The following is a 20,116-nucleotide window of genomic DNA, read 5'->3' on the forward strand; positions in this document are numbered from 1 at the left end:
GCCTTCCTTCTCCGAACCGATTTCCTTCGCGGCCCGCCGGCCGGCCTCACACCCCGGCCCGCCCAACCGAATGAGCGACCTGACATGCCGAAGCGCACCGACATCAAATCCATCCTGATCATCGGCGCCGGCCCGATCGTCATCGGCCAGGCCTGCGAGTTCGACTATTCCGGCGCCCAGGCCTGCAAGGCGCTGCGCGCCGAGGGCTACCGCGTCATCCTGGTGAACTCCAACCCGGCCACGATCATGACCGATCCGGGTCTGGCGGATGCGACCTATATCGAGCCGATCACGGTCGAGATGGTCGAGAAGATCATCGCCAAGGAGCGCCCGGATGCGCTGCTGCCGACCATGGGCGGGCAGACCGCGCTGAATACTTCTCTCAAACTTGCCGAAGCCGGTGTGCTGCAAAAATATGGCTGCGAGCTGATCGGCGCCAAGGCCGAGGTCATCGACAAGGCCGAGGACCGGCTGAAGTTCCGCGATGCCATGACCAAGATCGGCATCGAGAGCCCGCGCAGCGCCATCGCCCACACCATGGAGGAGGCGCGCGCCGGGCTCGAGCTGGTCAAGCTGCCCTGCGTCATCCGCCCCTCCTTCACCCTCGGCGGCACCGGCGGCGGCATCGCCTACAACCGCGAGGAATTCGAGCAGATCGTCTCCGCCGGCCTCGCCGCCTCCATGACCAGCGAGGTGCTGATCGAGGAGAGCGTGCTCGGCTGGAAGGAGTACGAGATGGAAGTGGTCCGCGACAGCGCGGACAATTGCATCATCGTCTGCTCCATCGAGAATGTGGACCCGATGGGCGTGCATACCGGTGATTCGGTGACCGTCGCCCCGGCGCTGACGCTGACCGACAAGGAATATCAGCGCATGCGCGATGCCTCCATCGCCTGCCTGCGCGAGATCGGCGTCGACACCGGCGGCTCCAACGTGCAGTTCGGCATCAACCCCGCCGATGGCCGCATGGTCGTCATCGAGATGAACCCGCGCGTCTCGCGCTCCTCGGCGCTGGCCTCGAAGGCGACCGGCTTCCCGATCGCCAAGATCGCCGCCAAGCTCGCCGTCGGTTACACGCTGGACGAGCTGAAGAACGACATCACCATGGTCACGCCGGCCGCCTTCGAGCCGACGATCGACTATGTCGTCATCAAGATCCCCCGCTTCACCTTCGAGAAATTCCCCGGCACGCCGGCGACGCTGACCACCTCGATGAAGTCGGTGGGCGAGGCGATGGCGATCGGCCGCTCCTTCAACGAGGCGCTGCAGAAGGGCCTGCGCAGCCTGGAGACGGGGCTGTCCGGCCTGGACGAGATCCCGCAGCCCGGCGACGGCTCGAAGGAGGCGCATATCGCCGCACTCGCCACGCCGAAGCCGGACCGGCTGCTGGTGGTGGCGCAGGCGCTGCGCGCCGGCCTCACCGTGGACGAGATTCACGAGGCCTGCCGCTTCGAGCCCTGGTTCATCCGCGAGGTCGAGAAGATCGTGCGCGCCGAGGCGGCGATCCGCGAGGGCGGCCTGCCGCAGGACGCGACCGGGCTGCGCCGCATCAAGGCGATGGGCTTCTCCGACAAGCGCCTCTCGGTGCTGACCGGGCAGAGCGAGGCGGCGGTGCTGCAGCAGCGCCTGAAGCTCGGCGTGCTGCCGGTCTACAAGCGCATCGACACCTGCGCCGCCGAGTTTTCGTCTGATACGCCCTACATGTATTCCACTTACGAGGGCGGCTTCGGCACCCCCGAATGTGAGTCGCGCCCGACCGACCGGAAGAAGATCGTCATCCTGGGCGGCGGGCCGAACCGCATCGGCCAGGGCATCGAGTTCGACTATTGCTGCGTCCATGCCGCCTATGCGCTGCGCGAGGCCGGCTTCGAGACCATCATGGTCAATTGCAACCCGGAGACGGTCTCGACCGATTACGACACCTCCGACCGGCTGTATTTCGAGCCGCTCTCGGGCGAGGATGTCATCTCGCTGATCCGCAAGGAGCAGGAGAAGGGCGAGGTGCTGGGCTGCATCGTGCAGTATGGCGGGCAGACGCCGCTGAAGCTGTCCCAGGCGCTGCACAAGGCCGGCATCCCGATCCTCGGCACCTCGGCGGAGGCGATCGACATCGCCGAGGATCGCGAGCGCTTCCAGCAATTGCTGAAGGGCCTCGGCCTGCAGCAGCCGCAGAACGGCATCGTGCGCACGCTGGAGGAGGCGGTGGCCGAGGCCGAGCGCATCGGCTACCCGGTGGTGGTGCGCCCCTCCTATGTGCTGGGCGGCCGCGCCATGGAGATCGCCTATAATCGCGAGCAGCTGCTGCGCTTCGGCCAGGAGGCGGTGAAGGTCTCGGGCGAGAACCCGATCCTGATCGACCAGTATCTGCAGGACGCGATCGAGGTCGATGTGGACTGCATCGCCGATGAGGACGGCCAAGTCTATGTCGCCGGCGTCATGGAGCATATCGAGGAGGCCGGCATCCATTCCGGCGACAGCGCCTGCTCCCTGCCGCCCTACTCCCTCGCCCCCTCGGTGATCACCGAGCTGAAGGCGGAGACCGAGGCGATGGCGCGCGCGCTCAAGGTGCGCGGCCTGATGAACGTGCAATACGCCGTGAAGGATGGCGAGATCTTCGTGCTCGAGGTGAACCCGCGCGCCTCGCGCACCGTTCCCTTCGTCGCCAAGGCGACCGGCGTGCCGGTGGCCAAGATCGGCGCCCGGGTCATGGCCGGCGCGAAGCTCTCCGAGTTCAAGCTGGATGACGAGGCGGTCAGCCGCCATGTCGCCGTCAAGGAAGCGGTCTTCCCGTTCAACCGCTTCCCCAATGTCGATGTCATCCTCGGCCCCGAGATGAAGTCGACCGGCGAGGTGATGGGCCTCGACGCCTCCTTCGAGCGCGCCTTCGCCAAGAGCCAGCTCGGCGCCGGGGTGAAGCTGCCGCTGGCCGGCACCGCCTTCATCTCGGTCAAGGACAGCGACAAGAAGGCGACCGTCTTCCTCGCCCGCCGCCTGGCCGAGATCGGCTTCCAGGTGATGGCGACGCGCGGCACGGCGTCCGTGCTGCGCGAGGCGGGGCTCACCGTCTCCGTCGTCAACAAGGTGATGGAGGGGCGGCCGCATTGCGTGGACGCCATCCGCAATGGCGAGATCCAGCTGGTGATCAACACCACCGGCACCGGCCAGGCCGTCGCCGACAGCTTCGACATCCGGCGCGGCGCGCTGACCCAGGGGGTGCCGCACTACACCACCATGGCCGGCGCCCGCGCGGCGGTGCACGCCATCGCCGCCCTGAAGGCCGGAACCCTTGATGTTGCGCCGCTCCAGGCCTACTTTCCCCCTTCGTTCTGAGGGCGGGGCGGGATGGGGACACCCCCCTTCCCGCCCGCTCCTTGTTTCCCCCATCGGCGCCGGATCGCCCGGCGCCGCCATGCCGCCGGACGCTGCGCCCGGCGGCTTTGCCGCGTATGAAGGAAGGGACTGCCGTGCAGAAGTTCCCGATGACCGCCGAAGGTCTCGCCCGGCTTGAGGACGAATTGCGGCAACTGAAGGCGGAGGAGCGCCCGGCCGTGATCCGCGCCATCGCCGAGGCGCGTGCCCATGGCGACCTCTCCGAGAACGCCGAGTACCACGCGGCGCGCGAGCGCCAGTCCTTCATCGAGGGCCGCATCGCCGAGCTCGAGGGCATCATCCCCTCGGTCGAGGTGATCGACACCTCCAAGCTCTCCGGCGACCAGGTGCGCTTCGGCGCCTTCGTCACGATCATCGACGAGGAGAGCGAGGAGGAGAAGACCTACCGCATCGTCGGTGCGCATGAGGCCGACACCAAGCTCGGCTCGATCTCCATCTCCTCGCCGCTGGCCAAGGCGCTGCTCGGCAAGAAGCTCGGCGACTCGGTCGAGGTGCCGGCGCCCGGCGGCGCCCGCGCCTATGAGATCGCCAAGGTGCGTTTCAACTGACATGGCGGCGCCCGGCCTGACCGGCAGCGCCCTGGCAGCCGATCTGCCGGCGCCCGCCACCATCAGCCTCGCCGATGTGCGCGAAGCCGCCGCCCGCATCCAGGGCGCGGTGCTGCGCACGCCGACCGTGCCGGCGCCGGCCATCGGCCGCGTCGCCGGCTGCGAGGTCTGGCTGAAGCTCGACAACCTGCAGGCCACCGGCGCCTTCAAGGAGCGCGGCGCGGCCAATCGCCTCGCCCTGCTCTCGGCGCGGGAGAAGGCGACGGGCGTCATCGCCATGTCGGCCGGCAACCACGCCCAGGCGGTGGCGCGCCATGCCAGCCTGCTCGGCATCCGCGCCACCATCGTCATGCCGCGCTTCACCCCGGCCACCAAGGTGGTGCGCACGGAAAGCTGGGGCGCGCATGTGGTGCTGCATGGCGAGACGCTGGCGGAGGCCGCGGCGCATGCCCATGCGCTGGCGCTGCGCGAGGGCCTGACCTTCATCCACCCCTATGACGATCCCGGGGTGATGGCCGGCCAGGGCACCATGGCGATCGAGATGATCGAGGATGCGCCGGGGCTCGACACTCTGGTCTTCCCGGTGGGCGGCGGCGGCCTGCTCGCCGGCTGCGCCGCCGCGGCGCTGGAGCTGAACCCGGCCCTCAAGGTCTATGGCGTCGAGGTCGAGGGCTATCCGGCCATGGCGCAGCGCCTGGCCGGCCAGCCGGTCGCCGTGGGCGGCCCGACGATTGCCGAGGGCATCGCGGTGCGCGATGTCGGCGAGCGCCCCTATGCGCTGCTGCAACGCCTCGGCATCGAGGTGCTGGTGGTGCCGGAGCGCGCCGTGGAGCAGGGCGTCGCCCTGCTGGCCGAGGGCGCCAAGCTGGTGGCCGAGGGCGCCGGCGCCGCCGGTGTCGCGGCGCTGCTGACGCATCCGGACCGCTTCGCCGGACGGCGCGTCGGCACCCCGGTCTGCGGCGGCAATATCGATGCGCGGGCGCTGTCCAACGTGCTGCTGCGCCAGCTGCTGCGCGATGGCCGCATCCTGCGGCTGCATTTCGACATTCCCGACCGGCCCGGCGTGCTTTCCGACATCTCGAAGCGCATCTCGGATGCCGGCGGCAATGTGATCGAGGTGAAGCACCAGCAGCTCTTCGGCGCACCGACGGTGCAGTCGACCGAGCTGGAGCTGATGATCGAGGTGCGCGACTCCCAGCAGGGCAGCGCCATCATCGCGGCGCTGCAGGCGGCGGACTACATGGTCCGCCGCGTCTGACCTGCGCGGGCGGCGCCGCAGCGCGGCCCGCCCGTCCCTCGCCTCCTGCCCCTGCCCGGCGGCGCCGAGTCCCGGCGCCTCAGCGCGCGCCGAGCGGCACGCCGGGCAGTTCCTTGGCGGTGTGGATGGTCTGCAGCGTGGTGACGCGGCCGACATTCGGCGCCGAGGTCAGCCGGTTGGTCAGCGCATTCTCATGCGCCGTGTCGCGCGCCACCAGCCGCAGCAGGAAATCGCCGCCGCCGCGGATCATGTGGCATTCCCGCACCTCCGGCCAGGAGGTCACATCCTGCTCGAAGGCGGAGAGGATGGCGTGCTTCTGGCTCTCCAGCCCCACCAGCGCGAAGAAGGTGATCTGCCAGCCCAGCGCCACCGGGTCGATATCGGCGTGGTAGCCGCGGATGATGCCCGCCTCCTCCAGCCGGCGGACGCGGCGCAGGCAGGGCGGCGCCGAGAGCTCGACGCGCCGCGCCAGCTCCACATTGGTCATCCGCCCGTCCTCCTGCAGCTCGGCCAGGATCTGGCGGTCCACCGCATCCAGATTGTCGGTCGTATCGGGCATTCTGAGAACCGTTTCGTTGCTCGTGCGGCGTTCTAGGCGCAATATCCTTGCAGGAGCCCCTCTGTTCAAGGCATCGGCTTGCGGGAAACGCCGTTCTTCCCGATATCCTTCCCAGCCCCGCGTTTTCAGGACCTGAGCCTTGCCCGAACTGCACCGCACCCGTCTGTTGATCCTCGGCGCCGGCCCTGCCGGGTATACGGCGGCGATCTATGCCGCGCGTGCCGGCCTGTCACCCCTGATCGTGGCCGGCATGCAGCCGGGCGGGCAGCTGACCATCACCACCGATGTCGAGAACTTCCCCGGCTTCGCCCAGCCGGTGCAGGGCCCCTGGCTGATGGAGCAGATGCGCGAGCAGGCCGAGCATGTCGGCGCCCGCATCCAGTACGACCTGATCACCGCGATCGATCTCGGCCAGCGGCCGTTCCGCGCCACCGGCGATTCCGGCGACACCTATGAGGCCGAGGCGGTGGTGATCGCCACCGGAGCCCAGGCCAAATGGCTCGGCATCCCGGGCGAGAAGGAGCTGTCCGGCTTCGGCGTCTCCGCCTGCGCCACCTGCGACGGCTTCTTCTACCGCGGCAAGCATGTGGCGGTGATCGGCGGCGGCAATTCGGCGGTGGAGGAGGCGCTCTACCTCTCCAACCTGGCCGCCAAGGTGACCCTGATCCACCGGCGCGACTCGCTGAAGGCCGAGCGCATCCTGCAGCAGCGGCTGTTCGCCAAGCCGAATGTCGAGATCCTGTGGAACACCCTGACCGACTCCGTGCTCGCCGACAGCAGCGGCCGCGCCCCCGTGGCGCGCGGCCTGGCGCTGCGCGACCGGATCAGCCACGAGACGCGGGAGCTGGCGGTGGATGGCGTCTTCGTCGCCATCGGCCATGCCCCGGCCACGAGCCTGTTCAAGGGACAGCTGGAGATGGATGGGGAGGGCTATCTGGTGACCGCACCCGATTCGACGCGCACCAGCCGGGAGGGCGTCTTCGCCGCCGGCGACGTGCAGGACCGCATCTACCGCCAGGCGGTGACGGCGGCCGGCACCGGTTGCATGGCGGCGCTGGAGGCGGAGCGCTTCCTCGACGGCCTGACCCTGCCGCAGCACGAACAGGCGGCCTGAGGCGATGCCGCTCGACTGGGACAAGCTGCGTGTCTTCCACGCGGTCGCCGAGGCCGGCAGCTTCACGCATGCCGGCGAATCGCTGAACCTCAGCCAATCCGCCGTCTCGCGCCAGATCCAGGCGCTGGAGGAGGCGCTGGCGGTGCCGCTGTTCCACCGCCATGCGCGCGGCCTGATCCTGACCGAGCAGGGCGAGACGCTGAACCGCACGGTGCGGGAGGTCTTCGCCAAGCTGGCCATGACCGAGGCGCTGCTGACCGAGAGCCGCGAGCGCGCGGCGGGCCGGCTGAAGGTGACCACCACCACCGGCTTCGGCACCGCCTGGCTGGCGCCGCGCCTGCGCAAATTCATGGGGCTGCACAGCGACGTCACGGTGACGCTGCTGCTGGACGATGCCGATCTTGACCTCGCCATGCGCGAGGCGGATGTCGCCATCCGCATGCACCCGCCGAAGCAGCCGGACCTGATCCAGCGCCATGTGGCGACCTTCGGCTGGAAGATCGTGGGCTCGCCCGAATACCTGAAGGGCTCCGGCATCCCGCAGCGGGCCGAGGATCTCGATGCCCACCGGCTGATCGTCTATGGCGACTACCGCCCGCCGGTGGAGAGCATCAACTGGCTGCTGGAGGCCGGCCGCCGCCCCGGCAGCCCGCGCCGCGCGGCGGTCGAGGTGAACTCGCTGCCGGCCATGCTGCATGCGGTGCGTTCCGGCCTCGGCCTGGCGGCGCTGCCGGACTACATGAGCGACGATCTGCGCGACCTGATCCCGGTGCTGACCGACCTGAAATCGCCGCGCATCGACGCCTATTTCGTCTATCCGGAGGAGATGCGGCACTCGAAGCGGGTCGGCGTGTTCCGCGACTTCCTGGTGTCCGAACTGGCGGCGACCAACACCTGAACGGCCACGCCCGAGCCAGAGAGGGGTAACGCGGCAGACCCGGAAACTTAATCATGCGTAATCTGCATGGCGGAGCGGCGTTATTCGCCCTACGCGCATAGCGGCCCGCGCATTAGGTTTCCGGTATCCGGCGACTAGGTCGGAAAGGGTCTCTGACCCTTCGTCTCCCAGACGTGAAGCCTCCCTGTATGACTTGGCCGCTGCCCTCGGGCTGGCGGCCTTTTTTTTGGCCATGCCCCGGGGCTTACCGCCAAGCCGTTGCAAAATCGGTGGTTTTTCCCGGCACGCCCTCGCGCCGCTGTGAGCGGCGCCGTGATGGCCGGCGCTTCCGGCCCCCGCCCCTTGCGGCTAGAGCGTGATCGCTGCGGGCGGCCCGGCCGGAAAGCGGGCCGCCCACGACCCGACAGAAGCGCCCGCGCCCCCGGCCCGGGCTGCGCATTCGGCGCTCGCCCCGCCCGCCAGCCCCGCCGGGCGGGCATCACCGCCAGGGAGACGACACCATGGCCCGAGGCCGCAGCCGCCCGCCCCAGAAGCCCCGCCGCCAGCCCGGCCCCGCCGCCACCGCCCGGCTGGCCCCCGCCGCGTCCCGCCCCGCCCCCGCCGAGACCGCCTCCGAGGCCGGCGTCTCCGCCCTGCGGGTCGAGCTGGACCGGCTGAAGCGCGAGCGCGACGAGGCGCGCGCCCTGCTGGCCGAGCTGCTGGCGAAGCAGGGCGGCGAGGGCGGCGCTGTGGTCGCCCGCCGCCTGGCCAGCCTGGAGGAGGAGCGCCAGGTGGCGCGCGGCCAGGCGGTGGAGGCGGCGCTGGCCCGCTCCCGCGCCGAGGCGGCGCTGAAGGCGCTGAACGACGCGCTGGACAAGGCGCCCGGGCTGCAGGGCTGGCTGCTGCGCCGCGCCCGCCGCCGCATCCTGCCGGGCTGACCCCGGGCGCGCCGCCGCGTGCAGCTATTGCGATGCATTCTCATTTGAGGTAGCTCCGCCAGACCACCGGCGGAGCCCCTGCCCCCATGTCCATGGCCGCGTCCTATCGCAGCGCCGCCGCCGCCCGGGCCGGCCGAGGCGCGGCCGCGCGGCCGGCAGCGCCGGGTCTTCGCCCGCCTTCCCGTGCTGCGCCTGCCGCCGGTGCCCTTCGACTTCCTGCAGGGCAGGCTGGCCAGCGCCGGCACCGGGCTGGTGCCCGCCGGCACGCGCGGCCCCAGCCTGGCCCTCTCCGACCTGCTGGCGCCCGGCGCCGTGGACCGCATCCTGGCGCCGCTGCTGCGCGAGAAGCCGGACCAGGACCGCCGCGCCCTGCTCTCGCTGTGGAGCCGCTACTACTTCTTCACCCTTATCCCGCCGGTGGCGCTGACGCTGATGCTGGCGCATCGCCGCCTGCCGCTGGCGCCGGCCGGCGCCTCGGTGCTGCTGAAGCCGGACGGGCTGCCCGCCGCCATCGCCCTGCCGCATGCGGGCGAGGAATGCGCCGCGCCGCAGGATCCCTTCGAGCGCTTCGCCCCGCTGCTGCAGGGCCATCTGGCGCCGCTGATCGCCCATTGGGCGGCCGAGGCGAAGCTGGCGCAACGCGTGCTCTGGGCCAATGCCGCAAGCTACTTCGCCTGGATCGTGCGCGAGACGGCCGCCGCCCCCGACGCCCCGCCCGGCGCGGCGGAATGCGGCCAGGCCATCGTCGCCGCCACCCACCTGCCCGATGGCAGCGCCAACCCGATGCATGAGCCGATGAAGCCGCTGGAGGGCAGCACCGACGGCAAGCGCTGGCGCAAGGTGTGCTGCCTGCTCTACCGCCTGCCGGACCGCTCGGAATGCTCCTACTGCCCGCTGCTGCTGGGCAAGGACCGCAAGGGCTGCGCCCACTGAGCCTGGCGGCCGGCCGCGCCGCCGCTTTCCGGCTTGGCAACATCCCGGCGCCGGGCTACCGGCTGAGCCCATGGAAACCTACCTGCCTGCCCTGATCCTGCTCTCCGGCGGCGCCTTCATCCATAGCCGCTCCAACGTGCCGGAGCTGCGCCCGGCCTCGGAAGCCTCCGACACCGCCTGGAAGCTGCTGGCCAAGCTGGCCTTCTATCTGTGGATCGGCCTGCTGGTCTGGGGCCTCTACAATTTGCCGCTGCTCAATCTCGGCATCGCCTTCGTGCTGTCGCTGGCCTTCAACGTGCTGCTGGCCATGCGCGGGCCGAAATCCATCTGGCCCGGCCTGTCCATGGTGATGTGCGCGGCGGGGGTGGCGCTCGGCGTCTATACCGTGCTGGTCTGACGCCTCCGAACGGAGGAAACGACAGCATGGTGTTCGAAGGATTCACGCTGGAGGAACGCAGCGTGGACGGCCAGAGCCTGCGCCTGCGCCGCGGCGGCGAGGGCCCGCCCCTGCTGCTGCTGCACGGCAACCCGCAGACGCATCTGATGTGGCACCGTGTCGCCCCGGTGCTGGCGCGGCGCTACAGCGTGGTCTGCCCCGACCTGCGCGGCTATGGCTTCTCCGGCAAGCCCGGCGTCAGCGAGCGCAGCGCCGCGCATTCCAAGCGCGCCATGGCGGCCGATCTGGCCGGGCTGATGCGCCAGCTCGGGCATGAGCGCTTCCAGCTGGTGGCGCATGACCGCGGCGCCCGCGTGGCGCACCGCCTGGCGCTGGATTTCCCGCAGGCGGTGCAGAAGCTCGCCGTGCTCGACATCGTGCCGACCATCGAGCATTTCGAGCGCACCGATATGAGCTTCGCGCTCGGCTACTACCACTGGTTCTTCCTGGCCCAGAAGCACGATCTGCCCGAGCGCATGATCCTGCGCGACGTCGAGGACTGGTTCGACCTGCAGACCTCGCGCGAGCCCAAGGATCGCGGCTTCTTCCACCCCGAGGCGCGGGCGGACTACCTGGCGGCGCTGAAGCTGCCGGGCACCGTGACCTCGATCTGCGAGGATTACCGCGCCGCCACAGGCATCGACCTGGAGCATGACCGCGCCAGCCGCGCGGCGGGCGAGAAGATCCGCTGCCCGCTGCTGGCGCTGTGGGGCGCCAGGGGCAGCATCGGCAAATGGTATGATCCGCTGGCGATCTGGTCGGCCTATGCCGAGCAGCCGGCCAAGGGCCATGCGGTGAACAGCGGCCATTACCTGGCCGAGGAAGCGCCCGAGGAGGTGCTGGCAGCCCTGGACGACTTCCTCGACTCTTAGAAACCGGAAGGACGCGGCCGTATCGCGACCCCGCCCCAGCCAGGCAGCGGCAGCCCGAAAAAAGAATCCGGGGGAATGAATTCCCCCGGACCCCCTTCTTCTTTCTGTCGGGGCCCGGCGCCGCTGGCGCCGGGCATCAGGCGGCGCGGCGGGCGCCGTGCGAGCCTTCCTTCACCTCCTCAACGATCTTGGCGACGAAGGCCTTCAGGTCGTCCGGCGAGCGGCTGGTGACGATGCCCTGGTCGGTCACCACCTCCTGGTCCAGCCAGGTGGCGCCGGCATTCTGCACATCGGTGCGGATCGAGTTGTAGGAGGTCATCTTGCGGCCCTTGGCGAGGCCGGCCTCCACCAGCAGCCAGGGCCCGTGGCAGATCGCCGCCACCACCTTGCCCTTGGCGGCGAAGTCGCGCACCAGCGCGATCGCCTGCGGCTCGACGCGCAGATTGTCCGGGTTGATGACTCCGCCCGGCAGCACCAGCGCGTCGTAATCCTCCGCCTTCACCTCGGCCAGCTTGCGGTCCACCGGCACGGCCTGGCCCCAATCGGTCTTGTCCCAGCCGGTGATCTGGCCGGGCTGGCGCGTCTTCTCGGGCGCCGCCACCTCGACCCTGGCGCCGGCCTGGCGCAGATCCTGCAGCGGCACCACCAGCTCCGACTGCTCGAAACCATCGGTCGCCAGGATCAGGATGCGGGCCTTCGTGATCTCGGTCATGCTTGTTCTCCCTGCGTTGTCTCGTCAGGAACAACGCGGGGCGGCAGGGGCGGTTCCCCGCGCGCCCTGCCCGGCTTTCGCGGGTCAGGCCAGCACGAGAGGCAGGTCGGTATCCCCGGTGCTGGCGCCGGCGGCGGTCAGCAGCGCATGCGCCTGGCCGCGATGATGCGTCTGGTGGTTGAAGAAATGCGTCACCACCAGGGCCATGGGGCGGTGGATGCTGCGGCCGGCCGCCTGGCTGTGCCAAGTGAGGTCGCTCTGCAGAGCCGCCTCGTCCAGCCCCTCCGCCCAGGCCTCGATCCGCGCATCCAGCGCGGCGCGCGCCGCCGGCATGGGGGCGAAATCGGCATGCAGAAGCGGGCTGTCGGCCAGGCTCGCGGCGGGCGGCGCGCCGCCATCCAGCCGTGCCATCCAGGTCGCATCCGCCCAGAGCAGGTGGCACAGCGTGCCATGCAGGGAGCCGAAGAAGGCGCCGCGCGGCTGCTGCCGCGCCGCCTCGTCCAGCGTCGCGGCCGCGGCGTAGAAGCGGCGGTTCATCTCGCTGTTATAGGCCGCCATCATGCGGCACCAGGCCGGGCTGATCATGCGCCCAGCCTAGCGCGGGCGCGGCGGCGGGCAAGCGCCGCCGCCACCCCTCTCACAGGCTGCGATACAGCAGCAGCTGGTCGGTGAGCTTGCCCGGCGGCGTCGCGGGAGAAGCCGGGGATGCGCCCCGCCTCCACCCAGCCCTGGCTGCGGCACAGCGCCTCGGCCGCGGCGCCGGCGCGGATGTCGAGCGTCAGCAGCGAACGGCCGATGCCGCGCGCCGCCTGCTCCGCCCGCTGCATCAGCGCGCGGCCGATGCCCTGGCGTCGGAAGCCCGGATGCACCAGCAGCTGCTCCAGCACGGCGCGGTGCGGCTGGTCCTGCGGCATGGCGAGGTTCAGCTGCACCGTGCCGGCGACCCGCCCCTCCTGCCAGGCGACCAGCAGCAGCCGGTGGCCCAGCGCCACATCGCCCGACACCCGGCGCCAGAACTGGCGCGAGGTCTCGAGCGGGAGCGGCGGCAGATGGCCGGTCGCCGCGCCATCGGCGACGCAGGCCACCAGCATCTCGGCCAGGCTGCGCTCGGCGCTGGCCGCCGCGGCGGCGTCCAGCGCCTCCACCGCCAGGCCGAGCAGCGGCTTGGCGTAGCGGAACTCCAGCGATTTCGAGATGTCGTCGAGGATGCGGATCGAGCCCGAGCGGACATAGCCGCGCTTCTCGTAGAAACGGTGCGCCGCCTCGAAGCGCGTGTCGGTCCACAGCACGATGCGCTGCGCGCCGGCCTCGCGCGCATGCGCCTCGGCGCCGCCGAGCAGGGCGTGGGCGAGGCCGCTGCCGCGCTGCGCCTTCTCGACATACATCTTGCAGATTTCCCACGCCCGGTCGGAGCCGAGCGGGCGCGTCGCCACCATGCCGACGACGCGGCCATCCGGCGCCTCGGCCGCCCAGAGCGCGCCGCCGGCCTCGGCGAAATAGCTCTGCAGGGCGCGCAGCTCCGGCACCTCGCCATCGACGTCGAGCACGCAGTTCGGATACTCGCCCCAGGCGTCACCGATGAGGCGGATGAAATCCGCCGCATCGGTGTCGCGCCCCTCGCGGATGGCGAAGGGCGGGGGGGAGTGGCTCGCCGCGCTCACGCCAGCTCCCGGCAGAACTCCTGGATGCGGGCGCAGGCCTCGCGCAGGCTTTCCGTGTCGGTGGCGTAGGAGATGCGGATATAGGGGCTCATGCCATAGGCCGTGCCCTGCACCGTCGCCACCAGCTTCTCCTCCAGCAGGGCGAGCGCGAAATCGGTGTCGTTCTCGATCCGCTTGCCGCCCTTGCTGGTCTTGCCGATGCAGCCGGCGATATTCGGATAGACGTAGAAGGCGCCTTCCGGCTTGTGGCAGCTGACGCCCGGCGCCTCGGCCAGCATGGCCACCACCATGTCGCGCCGCTCGCGATAGATCGCGGCGCGCTCGGCGATCAGCTCCTGCGGGCCTTCCAGGGCGGCGACGGCGGCGGCCTGGCTGATCGTGCTGATGCCGCTGGTCAGCTGGCCCTGCATGTTGGTCATCGCCTTGATCAGCGATTTCGGGCCGCCGGCGAAGCCGACGCGCCAGCCGGTCATGGCATAGGTCTTGGAGGCGCCATTGACCGTCAGCACCCGGTCCTTCAGCCGCGGCTCCACCTCGGCGATGGTGCAGAATTCGCCGTCATAGACCAGGTGCTCATACATGTCGTCCGTCAGGATCCAGACATGCGGATGCTTCAGCATCACCGTGGCGATGGCCTGCATCTCGGCGCGCGAGCAGGCGGCGCCGGTCGGGTTGTTCGGGAAGTTCAGGAACAGCCACTTGGTCTTCGGCGTGATGGCGGCGTCCAGATCCTCGGGCCGCAGCTTGAAGCCGTTGTTCTGCGGGCAGTTCACATAGGTGGGCGTCGCGGTGGCGAGCTTCGCCATGTCGGCGTAGCTGACCCAGAAGGGGGCGGGGATCAGCACCTCGTCGCCCGGGTCGCAGCTGGCCAGCAGCGCGTCCATGATGATCTGCTTGCCGCCATTGGCCACCAGGATCTCGTCCAGCGCGTAGTCGAGATTGTTGTCGCGCTTGAACTTCTTCTGCACGGCGAGCTTCAGCGCGCGGGTGCCGTCGGTCGGCGGATATTTGGTGTCGCCCGACAGCGCCGCCTGGTGCGCCGCCTCGATCGCGTGGGAAGGCGTGGCGAAATCCGGCTCGCCGGAGGCGAGGCTGATGACCTTCTTGCCCTCGGCGGCCAGCTCACGGGCGCGGGTGCCCATGATGACGGAAGCGGAAACGGCGATGTCTTTCAGGCGACCGGCAAGGGCGGGCATGAGCGGGGTCTTCTCCGGGAGAAACAGGCAAGGCAGCCTAGAAGCCTGTGCCGGCCGCGCCAAGGCCGCCAGGCCCACACAAGGCGCAGAACCGCCCCGCTTGCGCCGAGAGACGGCATGCACACGCGCTTGTTCCGCAAGCTTCGCCGCGGCCGCCCTTCCCTGCGCCGCGCCGACTGTCAGGATGCGGCGCATGAGCACCGCCCCCCTCTTCCAGGCCACCATCCCCGTGCTGCGCAGCTTCGACGCCGCGAAGGCACGCGAATTCTATCTGGATTTCCTGGGCTTCGCCCTGGATTGGGAACACCGCTTCGAGCCCGATCTGCCGCTCTACTGCCAGATCAGCCGCGGCGCGCTGCTGCTGCACCTGTCGGAGCATCATGGCGATGCCTGCCCCGGCGCCACGGTGTTCATCCGCATGCAGGGCATCGAGGCCTTCCACCAGGAGCTGATCGGCAAGCGATACCGTTTCGCCCGGCCCGGGCTGGAAAGCCTGCCCTGGGGCCGCATGGTCACGGTGGGGGATCCCTTCGGCAACCATCTGCGCTTCTGCGAGCCGCCCGCCGGCGGCTGAGGCGCGGCCGCCTCAACCCATCGTCATGCCCCCTGCCCGGCCCTGCTCCGCTACCAGAAGGGCAGGCAACAGGAGGCAGGCGGATGGTGGAGCGGAACTGGCGCGGGCTGCGGCGGCCCCTGGTGGCGATCGCCCTGGGGCTGCTGCCCTTCTGGCTGTTCCTCGGCGCCAGCAACGAGGTGCGGGTGAATGGCGAGCTGGTCGGCGGCAGCCGCTTCAATTTCGGCGGGCTGGTGCTGGCCGCGATCGGCCTGCCCATCGCCATCGGCGTGCTGCGGGAGACGCCGCGCTGGGCGCCGCGCCTGGCGCTGGCCGCGCTGGCGGTGCCGCTCTGCCTGCTGCAGCTGGCCGTCTCGGCCGAGCTGCTCTCGGTCGATCAGCTGCGGCGCGGCTGGGCCGGCGCGGCGCAGCCCGCCCCGGCCACGGCGCCGCCGCCGGGGGGCGCCGCCGCCAGCTGACCCGCGGCGCCAGGCCAGCGCGGGCGGAGGTCCGGCAGGCGCGCAGGCGCCAGGCCCGCCGGCCCGCGCTGCGCGACAATGAAAAAGCCGCGCCGCTCAGCGCCGTGGCGGCAGCTCCAGCAGCCAGTCGAAGGACTGCTCCGCCAGCACCACGAAGCCGAGGCGGCGGTAGAATTCCAGGGCGCGGCTGCCCTTCAGCACCTCGACCCGCACGGGCAGGTCGGGGCGTTCGTCCAGGATCGCCCGCATCACGGCGCGGCCAAGGCCGGCGCCCTGGCAATCCGGCTCCAGGTAGAAGCCGCTGATCTCGAGAACATCCCCGCCCGCGAAGACCGAGACGCAGCCGAGCAGCGTCCCGTCCGGCGCCTCGATGCGGCGGGTGGAGACGGGATCGAAGCCCTCGCGCATGCGGGCGCGGCGGCGCGCCGGGTCCCAGCGGCCCAGCGCCTCGAGCTGCGGGCGCATGGTGCGGATGGAGAGGTCCAGCAGCGTCTCGAAATCCGCCTCCGAGGCCGGCCGGAAGCGGAAGGGCGGGAACTCCCGCCCCTCCGGGCCCGTCACTTACTTCAGGCCGGCGCAGAAGCGCTGGATGCGCGTGCAGGCCTCGGTCAGCGAGGCGTCGTCGGTCGCGTAGCTGATGCGGAAATGGCCCGGGAACATGAAGGCCGAGCCATGCACGGCGGCGACCCCCTCATCCTCCAGCAGCGCGGTGACGAAATCCTCGTCGGTCGCGATCGTCTTGCCCGAGGCGGTGGTCTTGCCGAGGCAGCCATGCACCGAGGGGAAGACGTAGAAGGCACCATCCGGCGTCAGGCAGTGGATGCCGGGCGCCTTGTTCAGCAGGCCCACCACCAGGTCGCGGCGGCGCTCATAGACCACGCGCATCGCCTCGACCGAATCCTGCGGGCCGGTCAGCGCCTCGATGGCGGCGGCCTGGGAGATCGAGGAGGTGTTGGAGGTGGACTGGCCCTGCAGCTTGTCCATCGCCTTGATCAGCTTCTGCGGCGCGCCGGCGAAGCCGATGCGCCAGCCGGTCATGGCATAGGCCTTGGAGCAGCCATTCATCGTGACCGTGCGGTCCTTCAGGCGCGGCTCGACGGCGACCAGGGTGCGGGCCTTGAAGCCGCCATAGGTCAGCTTCTCGTAGATGTCGTCGGTGAACACCCAGACATCCGGGTGGCGCAGCAGCACCTCGGCCAGCGCCTTCAGCTCCTCCGCCGAATAGGCGGCGCCGGTCGGGTTGGAGGGGTTGTTCAGGATCAGCCACTTGGTCTTCGGCGTGATCGCCGCTTCCAGCTGCTCCGGCGTGATCTTGAAGCCCTGGTTCTGCCCGGCCGGCACGATCACCGGCGTGCCGTCGGCCAGCGCCACGATGTCGGGGTAGGAGACCCAGCAGGGCGCCGGGATGATCGCCTCGTCGCCCGCATTGATGGTGGCCAGCAGGGCGTTGAAGATCACCTGCTTGCCGCCGGTGGAGACGACGATCTCCTCCGGCTTGTACTCCACCCCGTGCTCGCGGCGGAAATAGGTGGCGCAGGCCTCGCGCAGTGCCTTGGTGCCGGCGACGTCGGTGTAGCGGGTCTCGCCGCGCTCGATCGCCGCGATGGCCGCGTCCTTGATGTTGCGCGGGGTGTCGAAATCCGGCTCGCCGGCGGAGAGGCCGATGACGTTCTTCCCCTCGGCCTTCAGCGCGCGCGCCTTGGCGGTGATGGCGATGGTCTGCGAGGGGGCGATGCGGTCCAGCCGCTCGGCGGTCAGGGTCATGGGAGTCCGGTCCAGCTCAGAAGAGGGCGGGACCCTAGCCCCCTCCCGCCCGCCCCGACAAGGCGGCACGGGCGCCCTGACCGCCGATTCGCACCCCGGCAGGGGCGGGAGCCGCGTTTCAGCCCCGCCGCAGCCCGCGCAGCGCCAGCGCCGCCAGCGCCCCGCCGAGCCCGGCCAGCGCCAGGATGATGACCGCCAGCGCGTTCACCTCCGGCGTCAGCCCCAGCCGCAGCATGGAGAAGACCACCATCGGCAGGGTGGTGCCGGCGGGGCCGGAGACGAAGCTCGCCACCACCACATCATCCAGCGACAGGGTGAAGGCCAGCAGCCAGCCCGCCACCAGCCCCGGCGCCAGCAGCGGCAGGGTGACGGTGAGGAAGGCGGTGGCGGGCCCGGCGCCGAGGTCGCGCGCCGCCTCCTCCAGCTCCGGCGCCAGCCCGGCCAGCCGCGCCTGCACCAGCACCGCCACATAGGCCGCGCCGATGGTGGCGTGGGCCAGCAGGATGGTCATGGCGCCGCGCTCGGCCGGCCAGCCGGTGATGCGCTGCAGGGTGACGAAGAACAGCAGCAGGGCCAGGCCCATCACCACATCCGGCAGCACCAGCGGCGCGCCGGAGAGCGCGCCGAAGATCGCCCGGCCGCGGAACGGCCCGTGCCGCGCCAGCACCCAGCCGATGGCACCCCCCAGCAGCACGGCGAGGCTGGCGGCACCGAGCGCCACGCGCAGCGACAGCAGCGCCGCCTCCACCAGCCGGTCATTCCCGGCGAGGGCCGCGAACCAGCGCAGCGAGAAACCGCCCCACTGGAAGGGGATGCGCGCATCGCTGAAGGCATAGCCCGCCAGCAGCAGCACCGGCAGCCAGAGGAACAGCAGACCCGCGCCGAGGCCGAGCAGCGCCAGCCGCCCGCGGCTCACTTCTGCTGCTCCAGCCGCTGGAACAGCCGGATCGGCACCAGCAGCACCAGCAGCAGCAGCACCGCCAGCGATGCCGCCACCGGCCAGTCGCGGTTCTGGAAGAATTCCTGGAACAGGACGCGGCCGGCCAGCTGCGCCTCCGGCGGGCCCAGCAGCTCGGGGATGACGTATTCGCCGGCCGCCGGGATGAAGACCAGCAGGAAGGCCGCCGCCAGGCCGGGGGCGGCCAGCGGCAGGGTGATGCTGCGGAAGGCGACCCAGGGCGTGGCGCCGAGATCCGCCGCCGCCTCCTGCACCGCGGGGTCGAGGCGCGAGAGGGTGACGTAGAGCGGCAGCACGGCGAAGGGCAGATAGGCATGCACCATGCCGAGGAACAGCGCCGGCCAGGAGTAGAGCAGCGGCAGCGGCGCCTCGATCACCCCCGCCGATTGCAGCAGGGTGTTGATCCAGCCCTCGTCGCGCAGCAGGCCGATCCAGGCGCCGATGCGCGGCAGGAAGCCGGTCCAGAAGGGCAGCAGCAGCAGCGCCAGCAGCGGCATGCGCCAGCGCGGCGGCGCCCGCACCAGGCCGAGCGCCATGGGCAGCGCCAGCGCCAGGCAGAGCCCCGCCGTGCCGCAGGCCACCAGCAGCGCATCCAGGAAGGCGCCGCGGTAATAGGGGTCGCCCAGGGCCAGGGCGTAGGTCTCGGTGTTCAGCCCCTCGCCCTCGCTCCAGGGCAGGGCGAAGGGCGGCACGCCCTCGGCCGGCCAGGAGAGGGAGAGCGCCAGCACCACCAGCAGCGGCGCCGCCACGAACAGCGCCAGCCAGAGGCCGGGCAGCGCGGGGACCAGGATTTGCAGCAAAGGACGGGGCATCAGCCGGCCAGCGGCACGAGGGACGCCGCCTCCCAGCCCAGGCGCAGCCTGGTGCCGCGCGGCGGCGGCGGGCCGTCCTCCTCGGCATGGCTGACGCGCAGTTGCGCGCCGCCCGGGGCGCGCACCAGCAGCAGGCTGTCATCGCCGCGGAAGGCCACTTCCTCGACCACGCCTTCCACCCCGTCCGGGGGTGCCGCGGCGCCGCTCAGGATGCGCTCCGGCCGCAGCGCCAGGGCGGTGCAGCCGGCCGGCAGCGCCACGGGGCGCAGCGTGGCGCCGAGGCCCGGGCAGGCGAAGCCGCCCTGCCCGTCCGCCGCGCCTTCCAGCACATTGGCCGCACCCAGGAAGGCGGCGACGAAACGCGTCGCCGGCCGGTCATAGACCTGGCGCGGCGGCCCGAGCTGCACCAGCCGCCCATGCTCCAGCACCGCGACGCGGTCGGACAGCGCCAGCGCCTCGTTCTGGTCATGCGTGACCATGATGAAGGCGGCCCCCGTCTCGCGCTGCAGGGCGCGCAGCTCGAGCCCCGTGCGCTCGCGCAGATTGGCGTCCAGCGCGCCCAGCGGCTCGTCCAGCAGCAGCAGGCGCGGGCGCTTGACCAGGGCACGCGCCAGCGCGACCCGCTGCCGCTGCCCGCCGGAGAGGCGGTGCACCGCCCGCGTCTCGAAGCCGGCCAGCCCCACCATGGCGAGCGCGGCGGCGACGCGCGTCTCGCGCTCCGCCGCCGGCACCCCATCGCGCTTCAGCCCATAGGCGACATTGCCCGCCACCGAGAGATGCGGGAACAGCGCATAGGATTGGAACATCATGTTCAGCGGCCGGCGATGCGGCGGCAGGCCGGCGAGATCCTGCCCATCCAGCCGCAGCGCGCCGGCATCCGCCGCCTCGAAGCCGGCGATGACGCGCAGCAGGGTGGATTTGCCGGAGCCCGAGCCGCCGAGCAGCGTCAGGAACTCGCCGGCCTCGATGTCGAGATCGAGCCCGTCCAGCGCCACGGTGGCACCGAAGCGCTTGGACAGGCCGCGCAGGGACAGCAGCGACAAGACGGCGCCCCGC

The 20,116-nt window shown here is 71.0% G+C and carries 21 protein-coding genes; 11 read left to right on the plus strand and 10 right to left on the minus strand.

Going from position 1 to position 20,116, the window contains the following annotated elements; genetic code table 11:
* Nucleotides 1-84: 84 nt before the first annotated feature.
* The 3 genes from carB (at nucleotide 85) to QE401_RS12475 (ending at nucleotide 5,196) form a co-directional block, all read left to right on the plus strand.
* Complete coding sequence (gene carB, locus QE401_RS12465) at nucleotides 85-3,330, plus strand: carbamoyl-phosphate synthase large subunit (RefSeq protein WP_307138515.1); 3,246 nt, start codon at nucleotides 85-87, stop codon at nucleotides 3,328-3,330.
* Between the two features lie 134 nt (nucleotides 3,331-3,464).
* A complete protein-coding gene (gene greA, locus QE401_RS12470; protein WP_307138516.1) occupies nucleotides 3,465-3,938 on the plus strand; it encodes a transcription elongation factor GreA in 474 nt (157 codons plus the stop codon).
* A gap of 1 nt (nucleotide 3,939) precedes the next feature.
* Entirely contained in the window at nucleotides 3,940-5,196 is a 1,257-nt protein-coding gene (locus QE401_RS12475) for a threonine ammonia-lyase (protein WP_307138517.1), read from the plus strand.
* Nucleotides 5,197-5,275: 79 nt separating this feature from the next.
* On the opposite strand, the gene QE401_RS12480 is transcribed toward QE401_RS12475, so the two are convergent.
* Nucleotides 5,276-5,755 (minus strand): Lrp/AsnC family transcriptional regulator, encoded by a 480-nt coding sequence (locus QE401_RS12480; protein ID WP_307138518.1) that lies wholly within the window; start codon nucleotides 5,753-5,755, stop codon nucleotides 5,276-5,278.
* 139 nt (nucleotides 5,756-5,894) lie between these two features.
* Between QE401_RS12480 and trxB the strand changes: the two genes are divergently transcribed.
* From trxB to QE401_RS12510, 6 genes are all read left to right on the plus strand, one after another.
* A complete protein-coding gene (gene trxB / locus QE401_RS12485) occupies nucleotides 5,895-6,869 on the plus strand; it encodes a thioredoxin-disulfide reductase (RefSeq protein WP_307138519.1) in 975 nt (324 codons plus the stop codon).
* A gap of 4 nt (nucleotides 6,870-6,873) precedes the next feature.
* Complete coding sequence (locus tag QE401_RS12490) at nucleotides 6,874-7,767, plus strand: LysR family transcriptional regulator (RefSeq protein WP_307138520.1); 894 nt, start codon at nucleotides 6,874-6,876, stop codon at nucleotides 7,765-7,767.
* Nucleotides 7,768-8,267: 500 nt separating this feature from the next.
* Complete coding sequence (locus QE401_RS12495; RefSeq protein ID WP_307138521.1) at nucleotides 8,268-8,684, plus strand: hypothetical protein; 417 nt, start codon at nucleotides 8,268-8,270, stop codon at nucleotides 8,682-8,684.
* 183 nt (nucleotides 8,685-8,867) lie between these two features.
* The gene (gene fhuF / locus QE401_RS12500; RefSeq protein WP_307138522.1) at nucleotides 8,868-9,617 is read left to right on the plus strand and encodes a siderophore-iron reductase FhuF; all 750 of its coding nucleotides are present in this window, start codon (nucleotides 8,868-8,870) and stop codon (nucleotides 9,615-9,617) included.
* A 70-nt stretch (nucleotides 9,618-9,687) separates the two neighbouring features.
* Complete coding sequence (locus QE401_RS12505; protein WP_307138523.1) at nucleotides 9,688-10,014, plus strand: multidrug DMT transporter permease; 327 nt, start codon at nucleotides 9,688-9,690, stop codon at nucleotides 10,012-10,014.
* Nucleotides 10,015-10,040: 26 nt separating this feature from the next.
* The gene (locus QE401_RS12510) at nucleotides 10,041-10,925 is read left to right on the plus strand and encodes an alpha/beta fold hydrolase (protein WP_307138524.1); all 885 of its coding nucleotides are present in this window, start codon (nucleotides 10,041-10,043) and stop codon (nucleotides 10,923-10,925) included.
* Nucleotides 10,926-11,061: 136 nt separating this feature from the next.
* Here the strand turns inward: QE401_RS12510 and QE401_RS12515 are convergent, their stop codons facing one another.
* The 4 genes from QE401_RS12515 to QE401_RS12530 form a co-directional block, all read right to left on the minus strand.
* Complete coding sequence (locus QE401_RS12515) at nucleotides 11,062-11,637, minus strand: type 1 glutamine amidotransferase domain-containing protein (protein ID WP_307138525.1); 576 nt, start codon at nucleotides 11,635-11,637, stop codon at nucleotides 11,062-11,064.
* Between the two features lie 84 nt (nucleotides 11,638-11,721).
* On the minus strand, nucleotides 11,722-12,222 hold the full coding sequence (locus QE401_RS12520) for a DinB family protein (RefSeq protein ID WP_307138526.1): 501 nt from the start codon (nucleotides 12,220-12,222) through the stop codon (nucleotides 11,722-11,724).
* Nucleotides 12,219-13,298: a GNAT family N-acetyltransferase gene (locus QE401_RS12525; RefSeq protein ID WP_307138527.1), complete on the minus strand. Its 1,080-nt coding sequence runs from the start codon at nucleotides 13,296-13,298 to the stop codon at nucleotides 12,219-12,221. The genes QE401_RS12520 and QE401_RS12525 overlap by 4 nt, the downstream gene beginning before the upstream one ends.
* On the minus strand, nucleotides 13,295-14,494 hold the full coding sequence (locus QE401_RS12530) for a pyridoxal phosphate-dependent aminotransferase (protein ID WP_307138528.1): 1,200 nt from the start codon (nucleotides 14,492-14,494) through the stop codon (nucleotides 13,295-13,297). The genes QE401_RS12525 and QE401_RS12530 overlap by 4 nt, the downstream gene beginning before the upstream one ends.
* A gap of 193 nt (nucleotides 14,495-14,687) precedes the next feature.
* Between QE401_RS12530 and QE401_RS12535 the strand changes: the two genes are divergently transcribed.
* Nucleotides 14,688-15,068, plus strand: coding sequence for a glyoxalase superfamily protein (locus tag QE401_RS12535; protein WP_307138529.1), 381 nt, complete (start codon nucleotides 14,688-14,690; stop codon nucleotides 15,066-15,068).
* Between the two features lie 83 nt (nucleotides 15,069-15,151).
* Nucleotides 15,152-15,526, plus strand: coding sequence for a hypothetical protein (locus tag QE401_RS12540; RefSeq protein ID WP_307138530.1), 375 nt, complete (start codon nucleotides 15,152-15,154; stop codon nucleotides 15,524-15,526).
* Nucleotides 15,527-15,622: 96 nt separating this feature from the next.
* Here the strand turns inward: QE401_RS12540 and QE401_RS12545 are convergent, their stop codons facing one another.
* The 5 genes from QE401_RS12545 to QE401_RS12565 form a co-directional block, all read right to left on the minus strand.
* Complete coding sequence (locus QE401_RS12545) at nucleotides 15,623-16,087, minus strand: GNAT family N-acetyltransferase (RefSeq protein WP_307138531.1); 465 nt, start codon at nucleotides 16,085-16,087, stop codon at nucleotides 15,623-15,625.
* The gene (locus QE401_RS12550) at nucleotides 16,088-17,290 is read right to left on the minus strand and encodes a pyridoxal phosphate-dependent aminotransferase (protein ID WP_307138532.1); all 1,203 of its coding nucleotides are present in this window, start codon (nucleotides 17,288-17,290) and stop codon (nucleotides 16,088-16,090) included.
* A gap of 118 nt (nucleotides 17,291-17,408) precedes the next feature.
* Entirely contained in the window at nucleotides 17,409-18,206 is a 798-nt protein-coding gene (locus tag QE401_RS12555; RefSeq protein WP_307138533.1) for an ABC transporter permease subunit, read from the minus strand.
* Nucleotides 18,203-19,060 carry an ABC transporter permease gene (locus QE401_RS12560; protein ID WP_307138534.1) on the minus strand — a complete coding sequence of 286 codons (858 nt, stop codon included), beginning with the start codon at nucleotides 19,058-19,060 and terminating at the stop codon, nucleotides 18,203-18,205. Before QE401_RS12560 ends, QE401_RS12555 begins: the two co-directional genes overlap by 4 nt.
* A complete protein-coding gene (locus QE401_RS12565; protein WP_307138535.1) occupies nucleotides 19,060-20,103 on the minus strand; it encodes an ABC transporter ATP-binding protein in 1,044 nt (347 codons plus the stop codon). The genes QE401_RS12560 and QE401_RS12565 overlap by 1 nt, the downstream gene beginning before the upstream one ends.
* Nucleotides 20,104-20,116 lie beyond the last annotated feature (13 nt).

The organism is Pseudoroseomonas cervicalis (assembly GCF_030818485.1).
GTDB classification, from domain to species: Bacteria; Pseudomonadota; Alphaproteobacteria; order Acetobacterales; family Acetobacteraceae; genus Pseudoroseomonas; species Pseudoroseomonas cervicalis_A.

Excerpts from the sequence above, each read along its gene's own strand:
- QE401_RS12510 (WP_307138524.1), top strand. The coding sequence starts at position 10,041 with ATGGTGTTCGAAGGATTCACGCTGGAGGAACGCAGCGTGGACGGCCAG.
- QE401_RS12540 (WP_307138530.1), top strand. The coding sequence starts at position 15,152 with ATGGTGGAGCGGAACTGGCGCGGGCTGCGGCGGCCCCTGGTGGCGATC.
- QE401_RS12490 (WP_307138520.1), top strand. The coding sequence starts at position 6,874 with ATGCCGCTCGACTGGGACAAGCTGCGTGTCTTCCACGCGGTCGCCGAG.
- carB (WP_307138515.1), top strand. The coding sequence starts at position 85 with ATGCCGAAGCGCACCGACATCAAATCCATCCTGATCATCGGCGCCGGC.
- QE401_RS12535 (WP_307138529.1), top strand. The coding sequence starts at position 14,688 with ATGAGCACCGCCCCCCTCTTCCAGGCCACCATCCCCGTGCTGCGCAGC.
- QE401_RS12560 (WP_307138534.1), bottom strand. The coding sequence starts at position 19,060 with ATGCCCCGTCCTTTGCTGCAAATCCTGGTCCCCGCGCTGCCCGGCCTC.
- QE401_RS12505 (WP_307138523.1), top strand. The coding sequence starts at position 9,688 with ATGGAAACCTACCTGCCTGCCCTGATCCTGCTCTCCGGCGGCGCCTTC.
- QE401_RS12530 (WP_307138528.1), bottom strand. The coding sequence starts at position 14,494 with ATGCCCGCCCTTGCCGGTCGCCTGAAAGACATCGCCGTTTCCGCTTCC.
- QE401_RS12480 (WP_307138518.1), bottom strand. The coding sequence starts at position 5,755 with ATGCCCGATACGACCGACAATCTGGATGCGGTGGACCGCCAGATCCTG.
- QE401_RS12495 (WP_307138521.1), top strand. The coding sequence starts at position 8,268 with ATGGCCCGAGGCCGCAGCCGCCCGCCCCAGAAGCCCCGCCGCCAGCCC.
- QE401_RS12520 (WP_307138526.1), bottom strand. The coding sequence starts at position 12,222 with ATGATCAGCCCGGCCTGGTGCCGCATGATGGCGGCCTATAACAGCGAG.
- QE401_RS12515 (WP_307138525.1), bottom strand. The coding sequence starts at position 11,637 with ATGACCGAGATCACGAAGGCCCGCATCCTGATCCTGGCGACCGATGGT.
- QE401_RS12475 (WP_307138517.1), top strand. The coding sequence starts at position 3,940 with ATGGCGGCGCCCGGCCTGACCGGCAGCGCCCTGGCAGCCGATCTGCCG.
- QE401_RS12550 (WP_307138532.1), bottom strand. The coding sequence starts at position 17,290 with ATGACCCTGACCGCCGAGCGGCTGGACCGCATCGCCCCCTCGCAGACC.